This window comes from Hyphomicrobium sp., assembly GCF_036780825.1.
Taxonomy (GTDB): domain Bacteria; phylum Pseudomonadota; class Alphaproteobacteria; order Rhizobiales; family Hyphomicrobiaceae; genus Hyphomicrobium_C.
In genome coordinates, this window is the sequence record NZ_DAIQCD010000008.1 from 87,114 (window position 1) to 113,413 (window position 26,300).

The window sequence follows — 26,300 nt, forward strand, 5'->3', positions numbered from 1 at the left end:
GACAGCCGGCGGCGGTCCGTGAGGAGCTGATCGCATGCACGCGCTTCTTTCGGCTCTGCTCCTCCAAGCCGGATACAACACGGCACTCGTCACCGTGGGTGCGGCCATCCTCGGGGCCAGCGCAGGAGCGATCGGCGCCTTCGTCCTCTTGCGCAAGCGCTCCCTCGTCAGCGATGCGATCAGCCACGCGACGCTTCCCGGGCTATGCCTCGCCTTCATCGTGCTGGCCCTCTTCACTGGCGACGGACGCTGGATTGGGGGGCTCATGATTGGCGCCGCCGGCAGTGCGGCGCTCGGCCTCCTCATCGTTGAATGGATCAGCCGGCGCACACGCTTGCCCGAGGATGCGGCGATCGGCGCGGTCCTCTCCGTCTTCTTCGGACTGGGGATCGTGCTGCTGACCGTCATCCAGACGCTCGAGACGGGCGGCCAAGCGGGGATCGCCAGCTATCTCGTCGGCTCGACGGCGGGGATGCTGCGGAGCGAGGCGGAGACGATTGCCATAGGGGCACTCCTTTCGGGCGCAGCGATCTTTTTTCTGCGCCGCCCGTTTACGCTCGTCTGCTTCGACGAAGCCTATGCCGCCGTCCGCGGCATCAACGTGCGTGCGACGGATCTGGCGATGATGACACTCCTGCTCGCCGTCACGGTGATCGGGCTCAAGGTGGCGGGGCTGGTTCTCATCGTCGCGCTTACGATCATCCCGCCAGTTGCGGCGCGCTTCTGGACAGATCGGCCGGGGCCCATGGTTCTCGCTGCGGCTGGATTGGGTGCGCTATCCGCCTATCTCGGTGCTGTCATCTCGTCGTTGGATCGCGGGTTGCCGACTGGGGCGCTGATCGTCCTCGTCGCCTTTGCGCTGTTCGTGATCTCGATGCTGCTATCGCCACGGCGGGGGCTCCTCGCCCGCGCTCTGGAGCAGCGGAGATTCCAAGTCCATGTTCACGAGCGGCAAGGCTTGCTTGCGCTGGCACGCGGCGAACCAATCTACGATTCACTGACGTTGCGCGTGCTCAGGCGGAAGGGTTTTGTGCGGAGCGACAGCGTGGCCACTCTCGCAGGGCGGGGAGCGGCTGCGGACGCGGTGCGGGATGAAGCGCGCTGGGACCTCTATCGCAAGCTCAACCCTGAGGACGCGGCGAGCATGCCGCACCATGGCGTAACCTCGGTTGCAAGCGTGCTGTCGCCTGATGTGGTTGCGGATCTGGACCGACGCCTCAGCCTGAGGGGAGAGCCGGTGTGAGCAATGAATTCGTGCAGCTTTCGCTTGTGCCGATGCTTATCGGAATACTTTCTTCCGTGACGTGCGCGCTCGTCGGAAACTTTCTCGTGCTGCGGCGGCAGAGTCTGATCGGTGACGCCGTAGCGCATGTGGCGCTGCCGGGTATCGTGGGCGCATTTCTCGTAACGGGCACCATCGAAGCGGGCCCCATGCTCATTGGCGCGGGGCTGGCGGCAATCGTCGCAGTGCTCCTGATCGAACTCGTGCGCAAGATCGGAAACGTCGAGCCGGGCGCGGCCATGGGCGTTGTCTTCACGGCCATGTTCGCGGCGGGCGTGCTGGTCCTCGAGCGCACGGATACCAGCAACGTGCATCTTGATGTCGAGCATGCGCTCTACGGCAACCTCGAGAGCCTGATCTGGTTAGCGGGAGACGGCTGGAGCTCGTTGCTGGACCCTGCGGCGCTGGCCGAGCTTCCGGTGCAGCTGCCGCGCCTTGTGCTCGTACTCGTCGTCGTCGCGCTCCTCATCGCGGCGTTCTGGAAGGAGCTCGTGATCGGGACGTTCGATCCAGAGTTCGCAGCGGCCATCGGCGCGCGGCCGACACTCGTCAGCTTCGCGCTCGTCGCCATGGTGGCAGTGGCAGCCGTTGCGGCTTTCGACGCGGTTGGATCGATCATCGTCATCGCGATGTTCATCTGTCCGCCCGCGGCGGCACGCCTGATGACGGACCGCATGGGGGCGCAGATCGCCTGGAGCGTGCTGTTCGCGGCCGTCGCCGCCGTGGGGGGCTATGTGCTCGCCGGCTACGGGCCGCTTTGGCTCGGCGCACGATCGAGTGTCAGCGCGGCCGGCATGATCGCAACGGTTGCGGGAGTGCTTCTGCTTCTTGCATGCGCGTTCGGACCCAAGCGGGTGGGCGCCAAGAGGGCGGGCTGACGGACCCGCGGCGGCGGATTGCCGGCGGACGGCTCGCACCGCTCCATCGTGTGCACATCAGCGGGCGATGCGGGCTTCGGCAGCATCCATGGCGGTCCACTCGCAAAGGGCGCGATCGAGACGTTGCCAAGCCTCCTCTGGGCCAGGAAGGCCGAAGCGCAGCCATGTGGGCGCGTACGAAAATCGCCGCACAAGGATGCCATTTCGGCCAAGCGTGTCGGCCATCGCCGGTGCGGCGGGGTGAGCCGCGAGCCGGAACAGGGGCGTGCCGCCGACGAGGTCGCAGCCGGTCCGGATGAGAAGCGAATCGAGCCGTCGGCTGTCTGCCGCGAGCCGCTGCAGCATATCGGTGAGCCAGTGCTCATCGGCGAGCGCAGCGGCTCCGATCGCTAGAGCAGGGCCGGCCACGGCCCACGGTCCCAAAGCTTTACGAAGGTTCGCGGCCAATCTCGCGTGTGTGATTGCGAAGCCCAGGCGGACGCCGGCAAGGCCGTACATCTTTCCGAACGAGCGCAGGACGACGGTTGCCGGGGGGAGGCTCGGAACGACGCTCGTACCAGCAGGCAAGGCATCGGCGAAGGCTTCATCGACGACGAGGAGGCCTTCGCGTTGGCCGGCTTCCAGGGTGCGCGCCAGCTCTCGGAGCCGAGCCTCGGACGTTATGTGCCCCGTGGGATTGTTCGGATTGACGATGACGACAACGTTCGCGGCTCCCACCGAGGCGATATCGGGAACCTCCACCACGTCGTGGCCGCCGCTGTGCCATGCGACAGCGTGCTCGGCATAGGTGGGGCTGACGATAGCGACGCGGGATTGCGGCGGAGCGAGGCGTGGCAGGATTTGAATAAGGGCTTGCGTGCCGGGGGCGCTTACGACCATTTCCGGGTGCGCGGCCCCATAGCGGCGGGCTGCTACGGTCCGCAGATGCTCCTCCTCGCCCATCTGCGGCAGTCTCGCCCAGGTATCGGTATCGAGCGCGGGCAGCGGATAAGGGTGCGGATTGATGCCGGTCGAGAGATCAATCCAGGGTTCCGGCGCCGCGGGAAACCGTGCTCGCGCGGCGTCGAGATCGCCGCCGTGGCCGATCGGCTCCTGGTCCACCGAGATCATCGCCGTTCTGCCTAATCGTCGAAAATATTCGCAAGGATCCGCGGGACGGTCCGTCTGCGGTGCGGGGCGGGAGATAAGCGAATGCATGCCGCCTCAGCGGTGCGCAGCCTAGCTCATAAGCTTCCGATCGAAAAAGCTCAATGAGACGGCGCCACGCTCGTGTTCGTGCGGCGGCGCCCAAATATTCCACAGCGATGGGCGGAAGACACGAGATGGAGTGCCTTGTGCTTGGCCGGATGCCATACTGGTCGGCGATTGCGAACCGTTGGATCTTGCGGGATGTACGACGAAAAGCTCGGAGAGATTATTTGAACGCCTCGAAATTTGATCGATCCATGCCTTTTCCTGGCCAGCGTCTGATCGATCATCGACGTCTGGTTGACATGCTGCCGCCCGGCTTGGATCGCCTCGGCGGATACTGCGTTTTGGCGAGCGAATGACCCCGCGGCCGCTAACGATCTGCCATATCATCGTGAGCCTGGAGCAAGGCGGCGCTCAGGCGATGATGAGGCGCCTTTGCGAAATACAATCCGACCGTGTTCGTCAAAGCGTCATCGCCTTCATGGACGGAGGCCCGCACTTGGCGCCTTTACAAGCTGCCGGGATCGACGTCGTAACGCTCGGAATGAGTAAAGGCCCCTCCGCACTGGCCGGACTTCCACGGCTCTATCGCACACTGAAGCGCATGAGGCCGGATGTCGTGCAGACGTGGATGTACCATGCCGATCTGCTGGGAGGGCTGGCGGCCAAGGCAATCGGTGTGCCGCATGTTCTTTGGAACATCCGCCATACGGATCACGACAGGAAAACCACCAAGCTGATGACGCGCGTGATCACGAAGGCTTGTGCGTGGCTTTCGTCCAGTGTGCCGGACCGTATCGTTTGCTGTGCGCAAAGCGCAAAAGAGGTTCATGTTGCGGCGGGATACAAACCCGAGAAGTTCGTAATCATACCGAACGGCTACGATTTCGAATTCTATGCCATCGATGCCGAGGCTCGTGCGAGTTTCCGATCTGAGCTCGGCGTGAATGATGCGACGCTTGTCATCGGATCCGTTGGACGATGGGCGCCGCAAAAGGACCGTGCGACGCTCCTGGACGCGCTCCGTCAGGTTGAGCAGGAAGCAGGAGTTTCGATGCACGGCGTTCTGGCCGGCACCGGCTGCACGCTGGAAAACAGCGAGCTCCGATCGATGATCGGCGCGAGCGGCGTGCGTATGCCATTAAGCTGTCTCGGAGAAAGATCCGACATCCCGCGCATTCTGAACGGCCTGGATTTGTTTGTCCTCTCTTCATCGCATGGAGAAGCTTTTCCCAACGTGGTGGCTGAGGCGCTTGCCTGCGGAACATCGTGCGTTGTCACGGACGTCGGTGATGCGGCCCTTATCGTGGGCGATCGCGGCCGCGTGATTCGGGCGCGCGATCCGGCCGCATTAGCGGAAGCTATCAACGAAACGCTGAGCTCATCGGCGAGGGACGGCAAAGGGGACAGAGAGAAGAACCGAGCATCGGTCGTCGCCCGTTTTTCCATCGACGCGAGTTTCAGAGAGTATGAAGCGCTTTGGATGTCGGGCGGTGAGCGATGCGAGAGCCATGGTTTGATATCGCCGCGCCCAAAGTAACGAGCACTCTCGGCAGCAATTTCCGGCTGCCGTGGGTGACGTGTCGATCAAGGAAGCCCGGCGATGGTGAGCGCGCTTCGTTTCCGCCAAGTATGATTGTTTAAAAAGTCTCGCTTGGCGTTCTCGCCCAAAGTTGTGCGAAGCTGCGGGTCATCGTCGAGACGCTTCAGATTGACGAGCCAAGCGTCGATATCATCTGGGCGAGCCAGAAGGGCGTTGTCTTCATGCGCCAGAATTTCTTTTAGAACCGGCAGATCGGACGCGATAATGGCTTTGCCGTGCGCCATGTACTCGAACATTTTCAGCGGTGATGTCCACTGTCCGATGTCGAGGCCGGATGTCCTTCCTGTCACGCCGAAGGCTCGAACGGTGTGTTGGTTCGGGAGCAACGCCACGTCGCACGCGGCGATATAGCTGGCGGCCACGGCGGGCGGCTGATGGCCGTAAAAGACGATGTTTCCGAGGTGCGCCGCTGTTTTGCGCCAAGCGGCGAGATCGCCTTCCGTACCCCCCACGACGTGGAACGTGGCGCGGGGATAGCGCTCTGCCAGCGGCACGACGACTTCCATGCCTTTACCGGGATACAGGTGGCCGACATAGCCGACGTTGAGGCTGGAAGACCGAGAGTCCAGCATGGCTGGCGTGCAATTCTCCTGCGGCGGGTCAGCCGCATCCGGTGCAACCAGAATTTTGGATTCGAGCTGGGGGTAGCTCGCAAGGTAATGATCCCGCAAAGTCTGCGTGATGACGACGAACCGGACGAGATTTTTGCGCCGGATCAGTGTGGCCACGAGGCGGGATGTGATCCAATTTCGATTTATCGGCGCATGGCATTCGAAAATGGTCGGAACGCGACGGTCAGTGAACAGAGAAGCCAACGCGCTGCGACTATAGATGAGATTCGGTGAGATCCGCCTCGCCTCACGTGCAGCGTGGATTTCGTAAAGGTGTGTGCCGATGCGCCCCGTTGTGGCGGGCAGCGAGATGACCCTGAAGTTCTGCTTGACGCCATAAAACGGAAAGGGATCGGGCTTGCGATCCTGGAGGCTGCCGAAGTCTGGCGCGAACAGATCGACCTCATGCCCATTGTCTGCAAATGCCTGGCAGACCTTCATGACATGAATGCTGTTCGCCGATCGCGACGGGATGATCGAATTGGAGATGTAGACGATCTTCATGGGCGGAAGCGGGACTCGATGGTGGATGACGCAGATGAAGGCGCTCACCCTTCCAATATGCAAGCTGTCAAATGCTCGAAGCTTTCCGGAAAGTCTCTCTCCTCGCGATCGCAAGCGCGCCTGAGAGATCGCCTGCGTCGAGCGCGCTCCCGATGCAGCGCAACTGCCAAGCTTTTTCGGCAAGCAGCGTTACGTCAGGCCATGTCTCTTCAAACCCGCTCTCAGTGCTAAGGCAGGAATTGCGTTGGTCGAGGATCCAGCCGTGTCCCACTCCGAGCAATTCGTTGTCAATGATGACGAAGCGACCTGTTTCGTCCTCCCGAATGATGTTGTTGGCCGAAAGGTCGGGATGGCTCACGTGCGAGGGCACAGCGTCTGCGATCCGAGCGTAAACCTCACGCCAGTCCGACAGGGCATCTCTGATGTCATCGAGCGCGGTCCACGGTTCGAGGCGCGGCACCAAATAATGGCCGATATAGTCGAATGCCGTGGGAAATGTGCGCGCCGTATCGGCCAGATCACACCGTGTGCGAAGATCCTCAAGGAAGGCTGCCACTGCCACATACGCGTTCTGCCGCTCAGTGGGGGCGAGCTCAGAAACGGTCGTGCCGGGAACCCAGGCCTCCGCGATCAAAGCATCATCGGCTGCGACGATATCGGGAAACGCGCACCCCGCGAAGGTTTTACGCTGCAAGGCGACACGGAGCGCTGCCTGCTGCGGCGAGAACACGCTAAATACCTTGACTTTGCTGCCGTCGCATTGGCCCGAAAACGATAACCGGCCCGCCTTCGTGATACCGGGATGGCGCGCGCGGCCGAGTGGCGCGAGATGTGAAATCCTATGATTGCCGATCGATATCGTGCCGAAGTCGGTTGGGAAAGCGAGGCGACGCTCCGCGGCCGATGCTTTCGCAGCAATTTTGCGTGCGATTCTGAGGAGCATTCTTAGCCAAACCCGTAGTCTTCTTAGCCGGCGGAAGCAGTAAGTTGAAGTTTACTCAGCTGAGGTCACCCCTGAACACGTGCGCTGTTCCTCCTCAAGCTGTCCTTACGTGCGGGCAGGTGTTGATCTGTTGCCCATGGAGCTGTGTTTGAACCGTTTTGCAAGTAGCAGAGCTCGCATTCTATACAGCTGATTAATGTTCTGGATCTTCTGCCGAGTTGTCATGTGTTTCCAATACTTCTCGGCGAAGCGACTCTTGCCTTCGAGCAGATTGGCTAAATCAGTTTGCCGCGGAATAGAGCGATCGTCGCGATAGTCGACCCATGCGGATTCCGCTCTGGCGACAGATTCTCCCCTTAGAAGAAGATCAAGAACCAATGCTTTATCCTGGCCGGTTGTGAGATAAGGATCATAGCCGCGCGAGCGTGAGAAAGCGGAGCGTAGTACGACGGTGTTGCTCCCTGATACGCCAGGATTTCGGACCATTATCATATCTATCAACTCTCGTGGCGTGCTGAATTCTACTTGTTTGCCCGGCCTGGGGACCTTGCTAACCATATATCGGCGACGGCCAAGCACGATTGAAACGCGATCCCCATCTAGGCAGCCGCGAATGCTCTGGAGATAGTTCACATCCCAAGCGTCGTCGTCATCCAAGAATGCCAGGTATTCTCCCGTCGATAGGATGGCGCCGAGGTTTCTTGCTTGTGACACTCCAAAGCGTGGAAGTGCGCGAATGATCTTGATAAGGGGACAAGCTGGTAAGACCGCAGACTTGACAGGAGTTAATCCGTTGTCGACGATAATGATCTCTCTAGGGGAAAGGGATTGAGAAAGAACGCTTTCGACGGCGTGTCGAAGCAGCTCAGGACGATCGCAGGTCGGTATTATAACGGAGAAGTCCATATTGCGGCTGCTCCAGAAAGGCGTGACCGAGTGTAAATCGTAGCTGGTTTTGTAGTTCTTGGCTGCTTGGCGCCAAGGAGTTTTAATCCGTTTTCGTTTGATTTTTTTTAAAAGTTCTACGCTTTAACCCCGCGGCCAGGCATTAATTGTATTGTTCGTGCCGTTTCTCGCTCTAATATCCGTATATCCATGGCCTTATGCCATGGGGTTAACCAGTATCGATTTCTATTTCGTTTTCAAGTGTGAGTGCTGAGGTTGGTTTCTCCCCATGGCAACAAGCCCTCGATATCTTCGTTATCTAAAAGATATTCATAGGTGCCGGCAGCTCGGATGCGCCCCTCGGCCATTAGATAAATAGTATCACACCGCTGTATGGTCGTAAGGCGGTGCGCAATCAAAATAACGGTTTTCTCCCCAACAAGATCGTTGATCGCCTCGATCACGGATCGTTCCGTAGAGTTGTCGAGGGCGCTTGTGGCCTCATCGAATACTACGACGCGGGGGTTGTGATAGAGCGCGCGCGCGATGCCGATACGTTGGCGCTGGCCTCCGGAAAGGCGAATGCCCCGCTCGCCGACGAGCGTCTGATATCCATCTGGCAATCCCGAAACGATGAAGTCGTGAATATGGGCCGACTTGGCGGCCCTTTGAACCGCCTCGATATCGATGTCGTGCGGCGGAATGCCGAAGGCGATGTTTTCCGCTATCGACGCGTCGGTGAGGAAGATCGTCTGCGGAACATAGCCTATCGTGCGCTGCCAGCTACATAAGTTCTCGCGGGAGAGGGGCACGCCACCGATGGTGATGGAGCCGTTCTGAGGCTCAAGTAAACCTGTAATGAGATCGATGATTGTGCTTTTACCTGAGCCTGTTTTACCGATGAACGCGACGCTGCTGCCCTTGGGAATGGTGAGGCTGACACTGTCGATCGTGGGCTGGTTTGTGGCGGGATAAGAGAAACGAACGTCTTTGATCTCGATATCGCCTTCCAGATGCTCAGTGATGTTTTGTGAATGCTCCAGTGCGCCCGCGTCTGTAAGCGCGAGGTCGGCGTGCAAGCGGTCAAGCGCGGGATTGAAATAGCGCATCTGGGTAGCGTTCTTGAAGATTTCTTGAAACGCCGGAAGCATGCGATAGCCCGCAAAGGCATAAAGAACGATGATAGGCATCGCCCCGCTCAACCCGTTGTGGCGCGTGGTGAGATAAAGCACCAGGAGAAGCACGCCGCCAAACGCAACGCCTTGGACAGCAAGATGCGGAACGTCGCCGATGGTCTTGGTGATCGCCACCTGACGGCAGAAGCGATGGGAAACTTTTTTGAAGCGATCGATGTAGTACCGCTCTCGACCTAAAAGACGCAGATCCTTGATGCCGTTCATAGCTTCGTTTGCGAGGATGAAGCGCGCGGCGTTATCTACTGCGCGCTGCTCGCCAAAGCGATTTAGGACCTTGCGGACCAGAAAGTAGATGAGGGAGAAGCTTCCGCCCAGCAGGGCGCCGATGACGACCGTGAGCGAGGGGTCGACCAAGAGCAACAGTATGGTGATGCACAAGGCGACAATTGCATTGGAGATCAGCTTGAGCGCCGGAATGAGAGCGCCGTTGGTGACTTCGCTGACCTCGGAAAACAAGGTCTTACTCAACTCGGCGGTGTTGCGGCCCAAGTAAAAGACATACGGCTGGCTCAGATAGCCGGTGAGTAAGCGCGTAGCGATGCTGTGCGCTCTCATGTTTGAGAAGCGCAGAATAGAGTAGGTCGTTACCGCCTTGATCGTTAGTGCGCCTAGAAAAATGAGGACGGTCGCAAGTCCCAAGAGCACCATGAACGACCCGGGATCGGTGAAACCCATGGTCGTAAAGGCCCAGCTGAGATGACGATTGGCACTTACGATGGAGGGGTCGGCTAAAATCGCGACGAATGGCATGACCGATGCGACGCCGACGACTTCGACGAACGCAGCCACGAGCATCAGGCCAAGCAGCATAAGCGCGTTGCGGCGCTCCCTGGCATCGAGAATCCCATGAATCTTACGAAAGATTTGGATCATGGTCCGGGCATTATCAGGTTGGGCTCGATCGAGCGATGCGGAAGATAGCGCAGTTCGTTCTTATTCACCTGTGGCGTGGCAGGAGTGCGCAGCCACGAGGAGCATCCCTGGAAAATGCGATGCAGGCGTGTTCGAACGGATCCGCAGACGCTGGGCACCGACGTACGGCCGTTGCCGGGGCGGCAAGGAGCGAACATTGCCGAGAGCGGACAGAGGTGTGTGGGGGGCCGACCATGAGGCAAGCGAGGGCCGCGCTGATCGCTGGGAGCCTGCCGCTCTCAGGACTCAGGCCATCGAGACGACGCCATGGCGGACCGTGTAGCAATCCGGCGTTCGGCCCGGATGGGCCAACTCGTTGAGTATTCAGAGGCAGTTTTGCGGAAAGTGGCTGGGGGACTAGGATTCGAACCTAGACAGGCAGAGTCAGAGTCTGCAGTCCTACCATTAGACGATCCCCCAAAGCCGGATCGCGGCGCGCGTCGAGGAGGCCCCGGCGCTGCCGAACGGGCCCTATAACAGCTCGGCTTAAGCCGCGCAAGAACAGTCGGACACTTTCCGTCAGGACCGGCCTTTCGATGGCTTGCGGCCGCGGGAAAGGATGTTGTCGCAGCGGCGCAAGGGCTTAGGGTGACGGTAGGCTTTCGATTTGAGCCTCCAATGTCCGCGTGTCGCAAGGACGGGCGCGCTTCGGCCGAGTAGGAAAAGCGAATGCGGAGGCAAGCAGAGACCGGTCCAAGCCCTCGGCCGCGGCAGGTAGACGATGGCTAACCGATGTCCGTGCTTTTTCTTTACGGGGCGCGGCCACCTGCTAGAGTGCATCCAGATGAAGCCAGACTTTGCCTGAAGAGAGGGTGAGCCGGTCCGTTTCGCCGCCTCCCCGGACCCAGGTGCTGGGGAAGAAACGTGTCGGAACTGACGGACGATGAGCGTGCCCGCGCTCCTGTAAACGATCCGCGACAGGCAGCCCGTGTTCCGAGCGAACAGGGCATTCGCGCTCGGGGCAATATGAGCCAGCCGCCGGCGCGGCCCCAGTCCGGCGGGCCGCATGTCTTCGCGGGCGACATCAGAGAGCATTCCGAGAGTAACGGCCGCAGCCAGGTCTATGGGGCGCTGGATCTGGGCACGAACAATTGCCGGCTTCTGCTCGCGCGCCCCTCGCGGCGAGGGTTTCGGGTGGTCGACGCCTTTTCGCGCATCATCCGGCTCGGAGAAGGCGTCTCGCAATCCGGGTGCCTCTCGGATGAAGCCATGCGCCGAACCATAGACGCGCTTAGGGTCTGCGCCACGAAAATGGCCCGGAACGAGGTGGTGCGCGCGCGCTGCGTGGCGACGGCCGCTTGCCGGGTTGCGGCTAACGGACGTGACTTCCTGCATCGCGTCGAGAGGGAAGTTGGCCTCAAGCTCGAGGTGCTCGACCAGGAGACGGAGGCAAGCCTCGCCGTCTCGGGCTGTGCATCGCTGATCGACTATCATGCTGATTACGTGCTGGTCTTCGATATCGGAGGGGGATCTTCGGAGTTGATCTGGCTCGACCTTTCCGAGGGAGGAGGCCGCGACCGCTCCAACGCTAACGGCAACGGCGCGCTGCGCGTCAGGCCAAAGATCCGAGCCTGGACGTCACTGCCGGTCGGCGTGGTCACGCTGGCCGAGCGCTTTGGCGGGCATGACGTTACGGACGACAGCTTCGAAGCCATGATCGCTCATGTCTCCAGCCTGCTCATGCCGTTCGAGGCGGAGCACGGTTTTCGCGGCCGTGCCCACGGTGGCAACATGCATCTGCTGGGGACATCGGGCACCGTGACCACGATGGCCGGCATTCATCTTGGACTAAGGCGCTACGACCGCTCGCGCGTCGATGGGTGCTGGCTTTCGATCGAGGAAATCCGGGGCGTCACCGAGGATCTGCTTGCCTGCTCGTATGGCGAGCGGGTGGCGCAGCCCTGCATCGGGCAGGAGAGAGCGGATCTCGTGCTGGCTGGCTGCGCCATTCTCGAGGCCATCCTCAGGATCTGGCCGGCCGAGCGGCTGCGGGTCGCGGACAGGGGCTTGCGGGAAGGCATTCTCACCACGCTCATGAGCGAGGATGGCGTTTATCGAGTCGGGCGGCGCCGCCGCTGGCAGCGGCCAGGATAGACCGTCATGCGTATGAAGGGAAAATCGGGACGCGGCCCCCGGGCGAAGGGCTCGAGCAGCGCTATCGGACCATCGGGCGGCCAGCGTGATCTCAACGTCCGCCTCAAAACGGCGCGCAAACGTACGGCTTCCTCGCAGCGCTGGCTCGAGCGACAACTCAACGATCCCTATGTCGCCGCCGCCAAGCGCGCGGGATACCGGTCGCGGGCCGCCTACAAGCTGATCGAGATCGACGACAAGTACCGGCTCCTCAAGCCTGGCGGCCGTGTGGTCGATCTCGGTGCGGCGCCAGGCGGCTGGAGCCAGATCGCCGCCGAGCGTGTGCAGGCCGTGGCGGGGCGCGGCCAGGTGGTCGCGATCGACATACTCGAGATGGAGCCGGTGGCGGGCGTCGAGCTGGCGCAGCTCGACTTCATGGACGACGGCGCCGAGGACTGGCTGAAATCAAAGCTCGAGGGTGGAGCGGCCGACGTCGTTCTGTCGGATATGGCAGCTCCGACGGTCGGGCATGCTAAGACGGATCATCTCCGGATCATGAACCTGGCGGAAGCTGCCGCGCACTTCGCCGCCGACGTGCTGGCGCCGGGCGGCGCGTTCCTCTGCAAGGTGTTCCAGGGAGGCACCGAGCGCGATCTTCTCGACTTCCTGAGACAGCGCTTCTCGATCGTGCGCCACGTGAAGCCGCCGGCGAGCCGCGCCGATAGCGCCGAGCTCTACGTGCTGGCCACCGGCTTCAAAGGCGGCAGGTGAGCCCCTCACGGCGGGCTGGCCGAGTGTTGCGAGTTCGAGAATTGTGAACTCGGGACTGTGATGGAGTGGCCCTAAAAACAGCAACGGCGGCCGCTTGCCCGACCGCCGTGCCTTATCGGCTCGTCAGTGCACGAGCCTTCTTCATCATCCGTTAGATGATGTCGATTTCTGCCGGCAGGTAGCTCGTCACCTCGAGGCCGACTTCCTGCTCGCGCACGGCGGGCTTTACCCAAATCTTCATGATCCGTTTCCTCCTTCGATACCCCTAGAACAGGGCATTTTCAAACGTGCCTTCCTAACGCGATAAGGGCTAGAGGTCTAATTGAATTTTCAGTGCACATCATCAGCCCCTCTGATGCGCGCTGATCGATGGTGCAAACAGCGGGAGCCGGGCCTGGAGGTTCCGGCCAGCGGCCTCTGGCTCGCGCTTGACGCGGGCGGCTCGCCGCAGGGCCAGTCTCTTCCCCTCGTTCCCGCGCGATGCTATAGCCCATCCGACATTCGGGCCGGGCTGCATGCCTCGGGCCACCTTTGTCACATCCGCGCCCAAGGAGAGAACCATGGCTTACCGCCCAATCGATAGCGATTTGGGTCTGGCATTGACATTCGACGATGTGCTCCTGGTGCCGGCCGCTTCTGAAGTCCTGCCGAGCCAGGTGAATGTGGCGAGCCGCGTCACGCGGTCGATCTCGCTCAACATTCCGATCCTCTCCTCGGCCATGGATACGGTGACGGAAGGGCGGCTCGCCATCGCGGTGGCACAGGAAGGCGGCATCGGAGTGCTGCACCGTAACCTCGCTCCCGAGGAGCAGGCGCGCCATGCCGCTACGGTGAAGAAGTACGAATCCGGCATCGTGCTCAATCCGGTTACCATCGAGCCGACGGCAACCCTGAGCGAAGCCCTGGGCCTCATGGCGTCGCATTCGATCTCGGGCATCCCGGTGGTCGAAGCGCCGGAGCCGGGGGAGAGCCGGGGCAGGCTCGTCGGCATCCTCACCAACCGCGACGTCCGGTTTGCGACCAACCAAAACACGCCCGTCGCCGAGCTGATGACGAAAGAGCGGTTGATCACGGTGAAGCGCGATGTCACCCGTGATGAGGCGAAGCGCCTTCTCCACCAGAATCGCATCGAGAAGCTGCTCGTTGTCGACGACGAATATCATCTGGTCGGGCTCATCACCGTCAAGGACATCGAGAAGTCTCTCAAGCATCCGAACGCCTGCAAGGACCCTGAGGGACGGCTCCGCGTGGCGGCGGCGACCACCGTCGGAACCGACGGCTGGACACGCACGGAAAAGCTGCTCGAAGCGGGTTGCGATCTGATCGTCGTCGATACGGCGCATGGCCATTCGAGGAGCGTGCTCGAGGCCGTGACGCGCATCAAGAAGCTGTCGAACTCGGCGCAGGTGGTGGCCGGCAACGTGGCCACGGCGGATGCCACGCGCGCTTTGATCGAAGCCGGTGCCGATTCCATCAAGGTCGGGATCGGGCCGGGGTCGATCTGCACGACGCGCATTGTCGCCGGCGTGGGCGTGCCGCAGCTCACCGCGGTCATGGATTGCGCCGAGGAGGCCCATAAGCACGACGTGCCGGTCATCGCAGACGGCGGTATCCGGTTCTCGGGAGACATCGTCAAGGCGCTGGCGGCGGGTGCCGACTGCGTGATGATCGGATCGTTGCTCGCCGGCACCGATGAAGCACCGGGCGAGACGTATCTCTATCAGGGACGCACCTACAAGGCTTATCGCGGCATGGGCTCCGTGGGGGCCATGGCGCGCGGTTCGGCCGACCGGTACTTCCAGCAAGAAGTCAAGGATATGCTGAAGCTCGTACCAGAGGGCATCGAGGGGCAGGTGCCCTACAAAGGGCCCGTGGACGCGGTGCTCAATCAGCTCGTGGGCGGTCTACGCGCCGGAATGGGCTACACCGGCGCCAAGACGCTCGCGGAGCTGCGCCAGAGGGCCAAGTTCCTCCGCATCTCCCCTGCGAGCATGCGCGAGAGCCATGCCCACGGCGTGCTGATCACCCGCGAAAGCCCGAACTATCCAGGCATTTCCTGAGGCGTAACGCGGCCGAGCGGGAGAGCTATCCATGAACCAGACCGCCATCCTCTATCCGGTGTTCGTTCAGGTGGCGCTGACGTTCTTCCTGCAGGGCTGGATGCGCCAGGCGCGGCGCGGGGCCATTAAGCGCGGAGAGGTTGCGTTTGCGGATATCGCGCTGCGGCAGTCGAACTGGCCGCCCGAGGTGCAGAAGATCGCCAACGCGTTCCACAACCAGCTCGAGACGCCGCCGCTCTTCTATGCGCTGGTGGCGTTTCTCATGATCACGGGGCAAGTCAATCTCGTTTTCGTGGTCCTGGCGTGGGTGTACGTCGCGGCCCGGCTGGCTCATGCGTACGTCCACCTGACGATCAACCGGCAACCCTATCGCTCCAACATTTTTATCGCGGGCTCGATCACGCTCCTGATCATGTGGCTTCTGTTCGCCATCCGCATCCTTTTCTTTACGGCTGCTGGAGTCTGAGGCGCCGCATCCAGCAAGGACCTGAAACGTGAAACCGGGTGGGCGCATCCAAGCCGCGGCCGAGGTGCTCGAGGATGTTCTCTCGCGCCATCAGCCTGCGGCCAACGCGCTGCAGGATTGGGGCCGGCGCCATCGCTTCGCAGGCTCGGGCGATCGGGCGGCGATCGGAACGATCGTCTATGACGCGTTAAGGCGGCGCAGCTCCTTCGCATGGCGGATGGGAAGCGGCGCGCCGCGTGCGCTTGCCATTGCGGCGGCGCCGCGGGCGCTCGGGCTCACGGTCGCGGACGTCATTACCGTATGCGATGGCAGCGCCCATGCGCCGGCGCCGCTCGACGAGGACGAGCGGACACGTCTTGCGAGCGACACGCTTTCGGATGCACCGCCGCATGTGGCCGCGGACATTCCCGAATGGCTGATGGAGGCTTTTGCGCGCGCGTTCGGTGATCGGGCAGCTGCCGAGGGCCAAGCCATGGCCGAGCGGGCACCGATCGACCTGCGTGTGAATACGCTCAAGGGAACGCGCGAGAAGGTGCTGTCCGCTCTTGCGAGATACGATGCGGCGCCGACATGGCTTTCGCCTTCGGGTCTCCGCATTCCGGCTCCCGAAGGGCCGGCGAAAAGCCCGCACGTCGAGGCTGAGGCGGCGCACGGCAAGGGCTGGTTCGAGGTGCAAGACGAGGGCAGCCAGATTGCGGCTTTGCTATCCGGCGCGAAGCCCCGCCAGCAGGTGCTCGACTTGTGTGCGGGGGCCGGGGGCAAGACGCTGGCGCTTTCCGCTCTCATGCAGAACAGCGGCCAGATCTACGCTTATGACAGCGACAAGACACAGCTGAGACCGATCTTCGAGCGCTTGCAACGGGCAGGCGCGCGCAACGTCCAGGTGCTGGATGCCGGCGACCAGGCGGCGCTTGAAGCCCTGGGTGCGCGCTTCGATACGGTGCTTGTCGATGCGCCGTGCACGGGCTCCGGCACCTGGCGGCGCAAGCCCGACGCGAAGTGGCGGCTCAAGCCCGAAGCGCTTGCGGCCCGTCAGGCGGAGCAGCGGAACGCGCTCTCGACGGCGGCTGGCCTGGTCAAGCCGGGCGGGCGTCTGACGTATGTCACCTGCTCCGTGCTTCCGGCGGAGAATAGCGATCAGGTGGCATGGTTCTGCGAGGCGTTTCCCGGGTTCGCGCCCATTCCCGTCGCAGAGGCCTGGGAGGATGCGATTGGCGGTCCGCCTCCCGCCTCGGCGGATGGATCGGAGACCGCACTGCTGCTCACGCCGGCCTCGCACGGCACGGATGGCTTTTTCATCGCGAGCCTCAAGCGGACCTCATAGCGTAGAGCAATTGCGGCGCCGGCAGGGTTCGACTAAGTTGCCGCGCGTTGCGGCGGCGTGGATGTGCACTGCCGGCAAGGCAGCATGGGGGCGCGCGTCGCAGGGGCCATGAAATCTCTTTTTTCGCTACTCGTCTTTGTCGCGCTCGTCGCCGCGGCGGCGCTGACCGGCATGACCTATCTTCCCGGCGCTTGGTACGAAGCGCTGGCCAAGCCGGAGTGGACGGCGCCGAACTGGGTGTTTCCGCCCGTATGGACTGTGATCTACGTGATGATCGCCGTCGCTGGCTGGCGGGTGTTCGAGAAAGAGGGCTTGCGCCAGTCGCTGATCATCTGGGCGATCTCGTTGCAGCTCAACGCGGCCTGGTCCGTCATCATGTTCAAGGAGCATGAGATCGGCATGGCGGCCGTGAACATATCGGCGCTCTGGATTTCCATCTTCGCCTTCATATCGCTGACGTGGGACACGAACAGGATCGCGAGCCTCTTGTTCGTGCCCTATCTGGCCTGGGTCAGCTATGCGGCGGCGCTGAACTTTGCCATTTGGCAGCTCAACGCGCAGGTGTGAGCGGCAGCCGCATCACGCCGCGGACTTGATCTTCGGCGGCCTCTTGGACTTCACGGGGCCGGCCGGCTTCTGGGCGGAGGCCTTCGGAGAGGCACCGCTCGCGTCCCATTCTGCGATGTCGCCGAGCGCCGCCGAGACCGTCCATGGGCCTGTGTGGGCCGGCGTTGAGCCGTGCTCGGCAAGTATGGTTTCAAAAGCGGCTCGTGAGATCAGCTTGAAGCCGGCTTCCTCGAGCGTCGGCGTGGGATCCTTGCCGTCGTTGGCGACGTAGCCCCATTGCGCCAGATGGTACATGAGCGCCGCAAAGCCCATCTTCGACGCGTTGGACTCGTGGCTGAACTGAGACTCGGTGAAGAACACGCGGCCGACCGAAAGGCCATAACCGCCGCCTACGAGAACGCCGTCCTTGTTCCACACCTCGAAGGAATGGGCATGGCCCTGGCGATGCAGCTCTGAATAAAGACGCATGATCGTGGGGGTGATCCAGGTCAGCCCATAGAGCCGGTTCTTGCGCCGCCCTGCGCATGCGCGGATGACGTCGTCGAAGGCTTGGTCAAAGGTTACGCGGTGAGGCGCCTTGCGCATGATGCGGCGAAGGTTCTTGGTCATGCGGAAATCCGGCGTGATGAGCACCATGCGCGCGCTTCGCGTCCACCATTTCAGCGGGCCCACGTGGCACCATGGGTAGAAGCCCCGGTGTGCAGCCGCACGAACGGTGTCGGGCGAGATGGCGCGGCAGACGCCGCCGAAGGTGTCGGGCCGCGGCTTCGTGCGGGCTTGCTCCGGCACGCGGGTGCCGCCGCGCATCATATCAGCCGCGGAATGCCAAAGCAGATAGGGCAAGTCACCGATGCGTCCGGGACGGAGCGCGTAGAGCGTGCCCAGGAACCAGCGCTGGAGCGTGAAGGCGGGGCCCTCGGCGAACATGCCATCGCGCCGTCTCGCGCGCGCGAGCATCGCCGCTAAGCCTACGCCCATGGCCAAGGTAAGTGCGCCTATCGTCCAAAGTGCCGGTATCATCGAAAACCCTCTGCAAAGCGCCACGTGTGAGATGAAGCGCGCCTGTCATCCCGACATGCTCTAGGCCTCAGCCGTTAACAGGGGATAGACTTTGCCGGTCCGGCTGAAGATTGCGCTTAATTGCAGGTAAATGGCTCTCAAGCGCGCCCATCGTCGCGGTTGGCGAAGGCCGTTGGCGGCGCGCTTGACGCTCGCGCCGCGGAATGGTCTACCCGCCTTTTGCCGGCCGGGGCGAACCCCGCGCCTTCGGGAGCTATGCCATCTCCATGTCCGCCACCGTCCTCATCATCGATTTCGGCAGCCAGGTCACGCAGCTCATCGCCCGGCGGGTGCGAGAGGCGGGCGTCTATTGCGAGATCCATCCATTCCAGAATGCTGAGGCCGCATTCGCTAAGCTGAAGCCAGGCGCGGTCATTCTCTCCGGCGGGCCGTCGTCGGTGTCGGAAGCGGGAAGCCCGCGCGCGCCGCAGGAGGTGTTCACGGCCGGGATCCCGGTGCTCGGCATCTGCTATGGTCAGCAGACGATGGCGGCGCAACTCGGCGGTAATGTCGAGGGCGGCCATCATCGCGAGTTCGGCCGCGCGCTGCTGTCGATCGCGCATGCCAGCCCGCTGTTCGACGGCGTCTGGGCGGAGGGCGAGCGCCATCAGGTGTGGATGAGCCATGGCGACCGCGTGACGGAGCTGCCGGCTGGCTTCCGCGTCATCGCGACGAGCGAGAATGCGCCGTTCGCTGCGGTGGCCGACGAGGCGCGGCGCTACTATGCCGTGCAGTTCCATCCCGAGGTCGTGCATACGCCGGATGGCGGCAAGCTGATCGCCAACTTCGTGCACCGCATCGCAGGCCTCGCGCCGGACTGGACCATGGCCGCCTACCGGCGCGAGATGGTGGAGCGCATTCGCCGCCAGGTGGGCAAGGGACGCGTGATCTGCGGGCTCTCGGGCGGTGTCGATAGTGCGGTGGCGGCGGTCCTGATTCATGAGGCGATCGGCGATCAGCTCACATGCGTGTTCGTCGATCACGGGCTCATGCGCCTCGGCGAGGCGGAGCAGGTCGTCGGGCTGTTCCGCGATCACTACAACATTCCGCTCGTGCATGTGGACGCTTCGAAGCGGTTCCTCGATGCGCTCCAGGGCGTCACCGACCCCGAGGCCAAGCGCAAGGCCATCGGCCGCCACTTCATCGAAGTGTTCGAAGCTGAGGCGGAGAAGATTGGCGGCGCCGAGTTCCTGGGGCAGGGCACACTCTATCCGGACGTCATCGAGAGCGTGTCGTTCAGCGGCGGACCCTCGGTTACCATCAAGTCGCATCACAATGTCGGCGGCCTGCCTGAGCGCATGAACATGAAGCTCGTCGAGCCGCTGAGGGAGCTCTTCAAGGACGAGGTGCGCGCACTGGGCCGCGAGCTCGGACTGCCGGAGGCGTTCGTCGGGCGGCATCCGTTCCCGGGGCCGGGCCTTGCGATCCGCATTCCGGGTGAGATCACGACCGAGAAACTCGACATCCTGCGCAAGGCGGATGCGATCTATCTCGATGAGATCCGCAATGCAGGCCTTTACGACGCGATCTGGCAGGCGTTCGCGGTTCTGCTTCCGGTGCGTACGGTTGGCGTCATGGGGGACGGGCGGACGTACGACCACGTGCTCGCGCTGCGCGCCGTCACCTCGGTGGATGGCATGACGGCGGACTTCTATCCGTTCGACATGGGCTTCCTTGGGCGCGCTGCGACACGCATCATCAACGAGGTGCGCGGCATCAACCGCGTGGTGTACGACGTCACCTCGAAGCCACCCGGCACGATCGAGTGGGAATAATTCGGGCCTATCCGAACGCCGTCGATAACCCTCTATAGCCCTACTTAACTAATTGAAATAACACAACAAACTTACCGCCGTCTATCGTCGTCTATCGGAGGGAAAGCCTCGCGATAGACGGTATAGTTGACGGTATGGCGACTCTTGTATCATTGCTGGATCAGATATACCGTCAGGGGCAAGAGAGCTTCTGACGGTATTTTTTTCGAAGTTATCAGATTGATAATAATAGGAAATTTTCCGTTCAGAGAGGCCGATTTTGGCCTGACGGTATAATTGCCGGCTCTCCAGCGTTTTTTGAGCATCTAGGAGAGCCGTCATGCTAACTGATGCAGGCATCAAGGCACTGAAACCAAAGGATAAATTCTACAAGGTTGCTGACCGTGACGGTATGTATGTCGTGGTGCAACCATCGGGGTCGGTCGTCTTCCGGTATGACTACCGCCTCAACGGGAGACGGGAGACTTTGACGCTGGGCCGATACGGTGCTTCCGACCTGTCCCTGGCGCGTGCGCGTGAGAAGCTGATCGACGCCAAGCGCGCCATACTGGAAGGGCGGTCGCCGGCCCAGGAGAAGCAGCGCGAGAAGCGCCGCATCAAGGAAGCAAAAAGCTTCGGCGAGTTTGGCGAACGCTGGTTGCAGGAAGCGCGGATGGCGGACAGCACCCGCGCGATGCGCCGTTCAATCTTTGAACGGGACATTCTGCCGACCTTTCGGAACCGGCTGCTGACCGAAATCAGCCCTGATGATCTTCGTGCTATGTGCAAGAAAGTGAAGGAGCGGGGAGCGCCGGCCACGGCGGTTCACGTCCGCGATATTGTGAAGCTCGTTTATGCCTTCGCGATCCTGCACGGGGAAAAGGTGACGAACCCGGCTGATGAGGTCGGGCCTGCCTCTATTGCAACCTTCGTTCCGAAAGACCGCTCGCTATCGCCTGCCGAAATCCGGGTGATGCTAGGCCAGCTTGAGCATGTTCCGACGCTGCCGACGATCCGGCTCGGAATGAAGCTGTTCCTGCTCACGATGGTCAGAAAGAGCGAGCTACAGGATGCGACCTGGGATGAAGTCGATTTCGAGAATGCGGTCTGGTCGATTCCCAAAGAGCGCATGAAGCGATCCAAGGCGCACAACGTCTATCTTGCGCAGCAGGCAATAGACATTCTGGTTGCGCTCAAGACCTGCGCCGGCAATTCCAAATATCTACTGCCATCACGTTACGACGCGGATGCGCCTATGTCGCGAGCGACCTTCAACCGCATCACTGCCGCCGTCGTGGTGCGGGCGAAGAAGGAAGGCTTGCCGCTCGAACCTTTCACGGTTCACGATCTGCGCAGGACAGGCTCCACGCTCTTGAATGAGTTGGGCTTCAATAGCGACTGGATCGAAAAGTGCTTGGCGCATGAGGATGGGCGCTCGTCGCGCGGTATCTACAACAAGGCGGAATACGAGCACCAACGCCGCCATATGATGCAGGAATGGGCGAACCTTGTGGACGCCTGGGTAGCCGGCCAGAAATACGTTCCGACGCTGTATCCGCCGTCTATGGACCTTCTGGTGCCTGAACCTAGCGTCTGACGGGCCGCGTTTTTCTAAGTGTTACGTCGGGAGAGGGCGCGCGCTTAATGGTCCTCTCCCTAGAGGCTTGGCGGCGTTCGTCTAGCCATGCCTCCACTTCGGCCAAGTCCCAAACCACGCACCGAGCCGTTAGATAGAAGCGTTGGGGAAATTCGCCTCGCTGCTCCATGTCATAGATAGTGGTGTCGGCAAGGGGAACGAGTTCCCGAAGCTGGTGCCTGCGAATGGTCCGTTTACCCAGTGCAGATGTCGGATCGCTCATCTTCATAACCTCTGTTCATGTCCAACCGGGATTCCGGGCGATTGGTGGCCCCCGAAACTAGGCGAACCATGAAGGGAGATCGGCGGCCTGTAGCGTGCCGCATTCGCGCTGCCGCGCTGACGGCACCCCTGCTATCGGGTGCCGCCAGTGCGTTAGCCAGCCGAGCGCCGGGCTTTCTGAAACTCTCGATCCGTGGCGAGGAAGCGTTCTAGCATCGGCACAATCAGCTTATCTGGCTCTATCGGCGGCTGCCCTGGCTGTGCCAGCAAGCGGCCATAGAGTTGCAAGTCCCGAAAGAGTGTCGCGGGCAAATCGCGCGTCACCTTTACGGGCTTATCGTCGGCGAGCGCGCCGAGTTTCAGTTTGGTCATGGTCAACCTCTATAGGGTTCGAGCACTAAATCGCGGGTGACGATGACGCGGACGGGGAAACCCGGCCGGATGGTCAGCGTCGGGGCGACGTTGAGCTGACGGCGGATGATCTGCTGGCCGGCGTCGTTGATGGTGTCCTGGCCGCCGTTGCGGATGGCGCGCAACAGCCGGTCGTCGTCATCAACGGCAAGCTCGGCTCCGACCGAAAGCAGCGTCGAAAGGCCGGCGGCCTTCGCCAAATCCCACCAATGATAATCGACGCCATCCTCAAGGCCGGCGTAGCCTTGGCTGTCCGCGCCGGGCTGGCGCTCCAGAACGAGCGAGCGGCCGTTCGGCAGGATGAGGCGATTCCAGACGAGCAGCACGCGGCGCTGGCCGAATTGCACGGCGTTGTCATACTGGCCGATGATGCGCGTGCCCTGCGGGACGAGCAGAATGCGCCCGGTCGGGCTGTCATAGATCGGCTCCGTCACTTGCGCCGTGATCTGGCCCGGAAGATCGGAACGGATGCCGGTGATGAGCGCGGCCGGGATCACGGCCCCGGCCTGGAGCACGAATGGCGATGCCGGAGCCATGACGCGATCCGACGACGTGGTGCGGCGGTCCACGGGCGCATTAAGGAAAGCAAGCTGCCTGTCCTGCGCGCTCTGCTGGCCGGGCTGTCCTGTCAGGCCGGCAAGGTCGAGGCCCGAAAGTCCCGCCGTCGCCGATCCGCCCGGCGTCGCAGCCGGACTGCCCGTGCGAGCCTCGGTCTGGAAAAAGACGCGGCTGGTGCGCGCGGCTTCTTCCTCGGCAAGCCGGCGTTCCTCGGCGCGATCGACGGTCGGCGTCGCGATCGTCGGCGGCACGACGGGCTGGCCCCGGTTCTGCGCGTCAAGGATCGGGCGGCCCAGGTCGCCCGGCAGCGGCGGCCCCAGGACCGGGCCGGTATAGTCGCGCGGTAGGCCGGCAAGCCCATCGGCAGGCTGGCGGTTGGAAGTCGAATAAAGCTCCTTCCCGCCATCGCCGGCCGTGCGCGTCTGGAGCGCATAGATCAATATTCCTCCGATCCCGACAAGCGCGACGGCGGCCGTGCTGGCGAGCACCTTGCGCGATAGGCGCGTGACGCGCGGCGGCTCCGCGCGAAGCCGCATCGGTGCGGCGACATTGGTTTCAGTGTCGGTCATTAGGATGCCCTCCCATCTGTGCGGACAATCCTGACAGTCTGTTGCTGTCTGCCGCCGCCAAGGCGCAGCTCGGCCGCGCCGAACAGGCGGTCCACGATCAGGATGTTTTGATGGATACGGCTATTGACGATCTGTGCCTCGCCGTCCGCACCGATGACGAAGATTGGCGGCATTTCGCCCTGCACGATACCGCGCGGAAACTCGACATAGACGCGCCTGCCGTCGTCATAGACCGCGATAGGCTTCCACGGCGGATTGTCGCCGGTCAGGTCATAGCGGTAGTTGCGCGCCGCGACGGCCGGAATGATCGGAGTCGCGGGCACGGCCTGGCGCTGGCTGGTGGGCGGCTGCGGATACGCCCAGGCGACGGAAGGCATATAGGGCTTCTCGCCGGATCGCAGCTCCAACATGTAAACGCGCCGGTCGGTGGTCACGACAAGATTGGTCGTGATGTCCGGCCGGGACGGCTTCACAAGGATATGGACGCGGCGCGTGATGCCCGAACCGGATTCCGTGTCGCCGATGATCCAGCGGGCCGTGTCGCCGGCCGCAATCGGCCCCGCGCCGGTCAGGCTCTCGCCCGGCTCCAAGGCAATGTCGGTGATCTGGCCGGGTGCGGCATAGACCTGATAGAGCGCGCCTTCGCTCCAGGGATAAATCTGGATGGCGTTGTAATAGCCTTCACGGCGCGGCTGCACGCGAGCGGCGGCGTTGGCGTTCTCGACGCGGCCCGTCGCCGTGCTGGCGGTCTGGCCGCCGCGCGCAACGGTCCAGGCGGGCGGAGTATGGATCGGCCGCGGCCGGTCGTCGGTGACGGCGGCGGGGATCGCTGGCAACGGCGGCACGCTGGCATCATAACTGATCTGCGGCGGCTTGTAGGTCGCGCAGCCAGCCAGCATGGTCGCCGATAGCAGAACGGCCGCAACGGCGGGCGCGTGGATGGACGCTCTCATTGGTTCATCTCCCGCGACCACGAAATTGCGTTGACGTAGATTCCGAGCGGATTGGATTTGAGCCGGTCGGCATCGCGCGGCGGCTGAATCACGATGGTCAGGATCGCGGTCCATCGCTCGGTCCTGGCGCGTTTGCCGTCTTCATAGTGCTGCTCGGTCCAGGCGACGCGGAAGCTATCCGGCGAGGCTCGAATTACGCTCGATACCTCGACAGAAACCTGTTGCTTGCCGACTTTCGTGAACGGGTCGTTCGCGCGGGCATAGTCGTTGAGCGCCGCCGCGCCGCGATCCGTCGTCCACTCATAAGCGCGAAGCCAGTTCTGACGCACGATGATGGGATCGAACGGGATGCTCCTGACCTGCTCGATGAACCGCGCAAGATGCCACGCCACTTGCGGGTCAGTCGGGCGATAGTCGGCCGTTGCCGGCGCGACGGTCTGTGCCTGACCGAGCCGGTCAACCTGCACCACCCAGGGCACGACGGTTCCGCGCGTGGTCTGCCAGACAAGGGCGGACGCGAAGCCGGCCGACAGGATCAGGGAGCCAAACGCCATATAGCGCCAGTTGCGCGCCTGGACGCGGGCCGAGCCTATGCGCTCGTCCCAAACCTGCGCGGCCTTCTGATAGGGCGTTTCGGGTTGCGGGGTCTTGCCGTAATGCACGGCGGGTCTTTTGAAGATGCTCATGTGCGGTCGCTTTCAGAGAGGTTGACGGAAGAACCAGAGGCGTGGCCATCGCCGGAGCGGACGGCGTGCGCGGCTGTCTGAACGGCATGAGCCGTGTGGCCGCCCTGGCGCATCCGCTGCGCCCAGCCGGGCGGCGAACCGGAACCCTGTTGGGATGCGGCTGCGGCTTCGGCCGTGCCGCCCACCGTGCCCCCGGTGGATGCACCGCCCGTCGCGCCGAACCCAGCCTTGACGCCATCGGAGAAGCTGGACTTGACGCTTTCGGAAGCGCGCGCAACGGCTCGCTTGAGTGGCGAGATCGCGGCGGAACCGGCGGCACGGGCGACGCCGCCCATGCCGGAGGCGACGCCGGCCGCGCCGGACTGGCCGACCGAACCAAGGCTATAGGCTGCGGATGCCGCGCCGGCTGCGGTCGCGCCGCCGCGCACGGCGGCAGCGCCGCCCGATAACGCGGCAGCACCTCCCTTGACAGCAAGCCCGGCCGCGCCACCTGTAGCAAGAGCTGCGCCGCCAACGGCAAGGCCGGTGCCGACTGCCGCGCCCGCGCCGAGCTGCGGGCCTCCGCTGACGAGGCCGGATGCGATGCCGGGTCCAAAGCTGCCCAGGCCGACGAGCGACAATGCGGCGAGCACGACGGCCATGGCGTCGTCGATGCTCGGCGTCTGGCCACCGAAGCCCTGCGTGAATTGCGAGAACAGGGTCGAGCCGATGCCGACGATAACCGCCAGCACCAAAACCTTGATGCCGGACGAAATGACATTCCCCATGACCCTCTCGGCCATGAAGGCGGTCTTGCCGAACAGGCCGAACGGGATGAGGACGAAGCCCGCCAGCGTGCTCAACTTGAACTCGATCAACGTCACGAAAAGCTGGATGGCGAGGATGAAGAACGCGAGGATGACGAGCGCCCAGGCGAACAGCAGGCAAGCGATCTGGATGAAGTTCTCGAAGAACGCGACCCAACCCATAAGGTCGGAAATCGAGTCGAGCAGCGGGCGGGCAGCGTCGAGGCCGGTTTGCGCGACCTTGCCCGGCCGCATCAAATCCTGCGCGGTGAATCCCGTGCCGGATGCTTTCAAGCCCAGGCCGGCGAAGCTGTCGAAAACGATCTTCGCAAGGTTGTTCCAGTTGCCGATGAGATAGGCGAAGACGCCGACGAACAGCGTCTTCTTCACCAGCCGCGCAA

General features: G+C 62.6%; 24 protein-coding genes and 1 tRNA gene. 11 read left to right on the forward strand and 14 right to left on the reverse strand.

What is annotated here, in order from left to right:
* Positions 1-34: 34 nt before the first annotated feature.
* Together V7P99_RS05780 and V7P99_RS05785 are read left to right on the forward strand one after the other, a co-directional pair.
* Positions 35-1,243, forward strand: a complete 1,209-nt coding sequence (locus tag V7P99_RS05780) for a metal ABC transporter permease (RefSeq protein ID WP_333793840.1) — start codon at positions 35-37, stop codon at positions 1,241-1,243.
* Positions 1,240-2,160: a metal ABC transporter permease gene (locus V7P99_RS05785; protein WP_333793841.1), complete on the forward strand. Its 921-nt coding sequence runs from the start codon at positions 1,240-1,242 to the stop codon at positions 2,158-2,160. Before V7P99_RS05780 ends, V7P99_RS05785 begins: the two co-directional genes overlap by 4 nt.
* A gap of 57 nt (positions 2,161-2,217) precedes the next feature.
* Here the strand turns inward: V7P99_RS05785 and cobD are convergent, their stop codons facing one another.
* Positions 2,218-3,270 (reverse strand): threonine-phosphate decarboxylase CobD, encoded by a 1,053-nt coding sequence (cobD, locus tag V7P99_RS05790; RefSeq protein ID WP_333793842.1) that lies wholly within the window; start codon positions 3,268-3,270, stop codon positions 2,218-2,220.
* A 472-nt stretch (positions 3,271-3,742) separates the two neighbouring features.
* Between cobD and V7P99_RS05795 the strand changes: the two genes are divergently transcribed.
* Positions 3,743-4,891, forward strand: coding sequence for a glycosyltransferase (locus V7P99_RS05795; RefSeq protein ID WP_333793843.1), 1,149 nt, complete (start codon positions 3,743-3,745; stop codon positions 4,889-4,891).
* Positions 4,892-4,938: 47 nt separating this feature from the next.
* Here V7P99_RS05795 and V7P99_RS05800 read toward each other — a convergent pair whose 3' ends face one another.
* From V7P99_RS05800 to V7P99_RS05820, 5 genes are all read right to left on the reverse strand, one after another.
* A complete protein-coding gene (locus tag V7P99_RS05800; protein ID WP_333793844.1) occupies positions 4,939-6,069 on the reverse strand; it encodes a glycosyltransferase family 4 protein in 1,131 nt (376 codons plus the stop codon).
* A 67-nt stretch (positions 6,070-6,136) separates the two neighbouring features.
* Complete coding sequence (locus V7P99_RS05805; RefSeq protein ID WP_333793845.1) at positions 6,137-6,799, reverse strand: phosphotransferase; 663 nt, start codon at positions 6,797-6,799, stop codon at positions 6,137-6,139.
* Between the two features lie 318 nt (positions 6,800-7,117).
* Positions 7,118-7,918 carry a glycosyltransferase family 2 protein gene (locus tag V7P99_RS05810; RefSeq protein WP_333793846.1) on the reverse strand — a complete coding sequence of 267 codons (801 nt, stop codon included), beginning with the start codon at positions 7,916-7,918 and terminating at the stop codon, positions 7,118-7,120.
* Positions 7,919-8,154: 236 nt separating this feature from the next.
* Complete coding sequence (locus V7P99_RS05815) at positions 8,155-9,966, reverse strand: ABC transporter ATP-binding protein (RefSeq protein WP_333793847.1); 1,812 nt, start codon at positions 9,964-9,966, stop codon at positions 8,155-8,157.
* A 385-nt stretch (positions 9,967-10,351) separates the two neighbouring features.
* Positions 10,352-10,425, reverse strand: a tRNA-Gln gene (locus tag V7P99_RS05820).
* A gap of 546 nt (positions 10,426-10,971) precedes the next feature.
* Here V7P99_RS05820 and V7P99_RS05825 point away from each other — a divergent pair.
* Together V7P99_RS05825 and V7P99_RS05830 are read left to right on the forward strand one after the other, a co-directional pair.
* A complete protein-coding gene (locus V7P99_RS05825) occupies positions 10,972-12,099 on the forward strand; it encodes a Ppx/GppA phosphatase family protein (RefSeq protein ID WP_333793848.1) in 1,128 nt (375 codons plus the stop codon).
* A gap of 12 nt (positions 12,100-12,111) precedes the next feature.
* Positions 12,112-12,849, forward strand: coding sequence for an RlmE family RNA methyltransferase (locus V7P99_RS05830; RefSeq protein ID WP_333793867.1), 738 nt, complete (start codon positions 12,112-12,114; stop codon positions 12,847-12,849).
* 151 nt (positions 12,850-13,000) lie between these two features.
* Here the strand turns inward: V7P99_RS05830 and pqqA are convergent, their stop codons facing one another.
* Positions 13,001-13,090: a pyrroloquinoline quinone precursor peptide PqqA gene (gene pqqA / locus V7P99_RS05835; protein WP_072395130.1), complete on the reverse strand. Its 90-nt coding sequence runs from the start codon at positions 13,088-13,090 to the stop codon at positions 13,001-13,003.
* A 319-nt stretch (positions 13,091-13,409) separates the two neighbouring features.
* On the opposite strand from pqqA, the gene guaB reads away from it, so the two are divergent.
* From guaB to V7P99_RS05855, 4 genes are all read left to right on the forward strand, one after another.
* Positions 13,410-14,909, forward strand: a complete 1,500-nt coding sequence (gene guaB / locus V7P99_RS05840) for an IMP dehydrogenase (protein WP_333793849.1) — start codon at positions 13,410-13,412, stop codon at positions 14,907-14,909.
* A gap of 31 nt (positions 14,910-14,940) precedes the next feature.
* On the forward strand, positions 14,941-15,375 hold the full coding sequence (locus V7P99_RS05845; protein WP_333793850.1) for an MAPEG family protein: 435 nt from the start codon (positions 14,941-14,943) through the stop codon (positions 15,373-15,375).
* A gap of 28 nt (positions 15,376-15,403) precedes the next feature.
* Positions 15,404-16,699, forward strand: coding sequence for an RsmB/NOP family class I SAM-dependent RNA methyltransferase (locus V7P99_RS05850; protein ID WP_333793851.1), 1,296 nt, complete (start codon positions 15,404-15,406; stop codon positions 16,697-16,699).
* Positions 16,700-16,807: 108 nt separating this feature from the next.
* Positions 16,808-17,266, forward strand: coding sequence for a TspO/MBR family protein (locus tag V7P99_RS05855; RefSeq protein ID WP_333793852.1), 459 nt, complete (start codon positions 16,808-16,810; stop codon positions 17,264-17,266).
* Between the two features lie 12 nt (positions 17,267-17,278).
* On the opposite strand, the gene V7P99_RS05860 is transcribed toward V7P99_RS05855, so the two are convergent.
* On the reverse strand, positions 17,279-18,286 hold the full coding sequence (locus V7P99_RS05860; protein WP_333793853.1) for a leucyl/phenylalanyl-tRNA--protein transferase: 1,008 nt from the start codon (positions 18,284-18,286) through the stop codon (positions 17,279-17,281).
* 266 nt (positions 18,287-18,552) lie between these two features.
* On the opposite strand from V7P99_RS05860, the gene guaA reads away from it, so the two are divergent.
* Together guaA and V7P99_RS05870 are read left to right on the forward strand one after the other, a co-directional pair.
* Positions 18,553-20,100, forward strand: coding sequence for a glutamine-hydrolyzing GMP synthase (gene guaA / locus V7P99_RS05865; protein ID WP_333793854.1), 1,548 nt, complete (start codon positions 18,553-18,555; stop codon positions 20,098-20,100).
* A gap of 319 nt (positions 20,101-20,419) precedes the next feature.
* Positions 20,420-21,676, forward strand: coding sequence for a tyrosine-type recombinase/integrase (locus V7P99_RS05870; RefSeq protein ID WP_333793855.1), 1,257 nt, complete (start codon positions 20,420-20,422; stop codon positions 21,674-21,676).
* Here V7P99_RS05870 and V7P99_RS05875 read toward each other — a convergent pair.
* The 6 genes from V7P99_RS05875 to trbL all read right to left on the reverse strand — a co-directional run.
* Positions 21,666-21,944, reverse strand: a complete 279-nt coding sequence (locus V7P99_RS05875) for a helix-turn-helix transcriptional regulator (RefSeq protein WP_442909876.1) — start codon at positions 21,942-21,944, stop codon at positions 21,666-21,668. The genes V7P99_RS05870 and V7P99_RS05875 overlap by 11 nt on opposite strands.
* 146 nt (positions 21,945-22,090) lie before the next feature.
* The gene (locus V7P99_RS05880; RefSeq protein ID WP_333793857.1) at positions 22,091-22,309 is read right to left on the reverse strand and encodes a DUF2274 domain-containing protein; all 219 of its coding nucleotides are present in this window, start codon (positions 22,307-22,309) and stop codon (positions 22,091-22,093) included.
* A gap of 2 nt (positions 22,310-22,311) precedes the next feature.
* Positions 22,312-23,475, reverse strand: coding sequence for a TrbI/VirB10 family protein (locus tag V7P99_RS05885; RefSeq protein WP_333793858.1), 1,164 nt, complete (start codon positions 23,473-23,475; stop codon positions 22,312-22,314).
* Positions 23,475-24,428, reverse strand: coding sequence for a P-type conjugative transfer protein TrbG (trbG, locus tag V7P99_RS05890; protein WP_333793859.1), 954 nt, complete (start codon positions 24,426-24,428; stop codon positions 23,475-23,477). Before trbG ends, V7P99_RS05885 begins: the two co-directional genes overlap by 1 nt.
* Complete coding sequence (gene trbF / locus V7P99_RS05895; RefSeq protein WP_333793860.1) at positions 24,425-25,114, reverse strand: conjugal transfer protein TrbF; 690 nt, start codon at positions 25,112-25,114, stop codon at positions 24,425-24,427. Before trbF ends, trbG begins: the two co-directional genes overlap by 4 nt.
* On the reverse strand, positions 25,111-26,300 hold a 1,190-nt coding region (gene trbL / locus V7P99_RS05900), incomplete at its 5' end, for a P-type conjugative transfer protein TrbL (protein ID WP_333793861.1). The genes trbF and trbL, both read right to left, overlap by 4 nt.

Bases quoted from the DNA above. Each gene is read 5' to 3' on its own strand.
- V7P99_RS05875 (WP_442909876.1), bottom strand. From the start codon at position 21,944: ATGAAGATGAGCGATCCGACATCTGCACTGGGTAAACGGACCATTCGC.
- V7P99_RS05885 (WP_333793858.1), bottom strand. From the start codon at position 23,475: ATGACCGACACTGAAACCAATGTCGCCGCACCGATGCGGCTTCGCGCG.
- V7P99_RS05845 (WP_333793850.1), top strand. From the start codon at position 14,941: ATGAACCAGACCGCCATCCTCTATCCGGTGTTCGTTCAGGTGGCGCTG.
- V7P99_RS05825 (WP_333793848.1), top strand. From the start codon at position 10,972: ATGAGCCAGCCGCCGGCGCGGCCCCAGTCCGGCGGGCCGCATGTCTTC.
- V7P99_RS05780 (WP_333793840.1), top strand. From the start codon at position 35: ATGCACGCGCTTCTTTCGGCTCTGCTCCTCCAAGCCGGATACAACACG.
- V7P99_RS05860 (WP_333793853.1), bottom strand. From the start codon at position 18,286: ATGATACCGGCACTTTGGACGATAGGCGCACTTACCTTGGCCATGGGC.
- guaA (WP_333793854.1), top strand. From the start codon at position 18,553: ATGTCCGCCACCGTCCTCATCATCGATTTCGGCAGCCAGGTCACGCAG.
- guaB (WP_333793849.1), top strand. From the start codon at position 13,410: ATGGCTTACCGCCCAATCGATAGCGATTTGGGTCTGGCATTGACATTC.
- V7P99_RS05855 (WP_333793852.1), top strand. From the start codon at position 16,808: ATGAAATCTCTTTTTTCGCTACTCGTCTTTGTCGCGCTCGTCGCCGCG.
- trbF (WP_333793860.1), bottom strand. From the start codon at position 25,114: ATGAGCATCTTCAAAAGACCCGCCGTGCATTACGGCAAGACCCCGCAA.
- V7P99_RS05800 (WP_333793844.1), bottom strand. From the start codon at position 6,069: ATGAAGATCGTCTACATCTCCAATTCGATCATCCCGTCGCGATCGGCG.
- V7P99_RS05880 (WP_333793857.1), bottom strand. From the start codon at position 22,309: ATGACCAAACTGAAACTCGGCGCGCTCGCCGACGATAAGCCCGTAAAG.
- pqqA (WP_072395130.1), bottom strand. From the start codon at position 13,090: ATGAAGATTTGGGTAAAGCCCGCCGTGCGCGAGCAGGAAGTCGGCCTC.
- cobD (WP_333793842.1), bottom strand. From the start codon at position 3,270: ATGATCTCGGTGGACCAGGAGCCGATCGGCCACGGCGGCGATCTCGAC.
- trbG (WP_333793859.1), bottom strand. From the start codon at position 24,428: ATGAGAGCGTCCATCCACGCGCCCGCCGTTGCGGCCGTTCTGCTATCG.
- V7P99_RS05870 (WP_333793855.1), top strand. From the start codon at position 20,420: ATGCTAACTGATGCAGGCATCAAGGCACTGAAACCAAAGGATAAATTC.
- V7P99_RS05815 (WP_333793847.1), bottom strand. From the start codon at position 9,966: ATGATCCAAATCTTTCGTAAGATTCATGGGATTCTCGATGCCAGGGAG.
- V7P99_RS05830 (WP_333793867.1), top strand. From the start codon at position 12,112: ATGAAGGGAAAATCGGGACGCGGCCCCCGGGCGAAGGGCTCGAGCAGC.
- V7P99_RS05810 (WP_333793846.1), bottom strand. From the start codon at position 7,918: ATGGACTTCTCCGTTATAATACCGACCTGCGATCGTCCTGAGCTGCTT.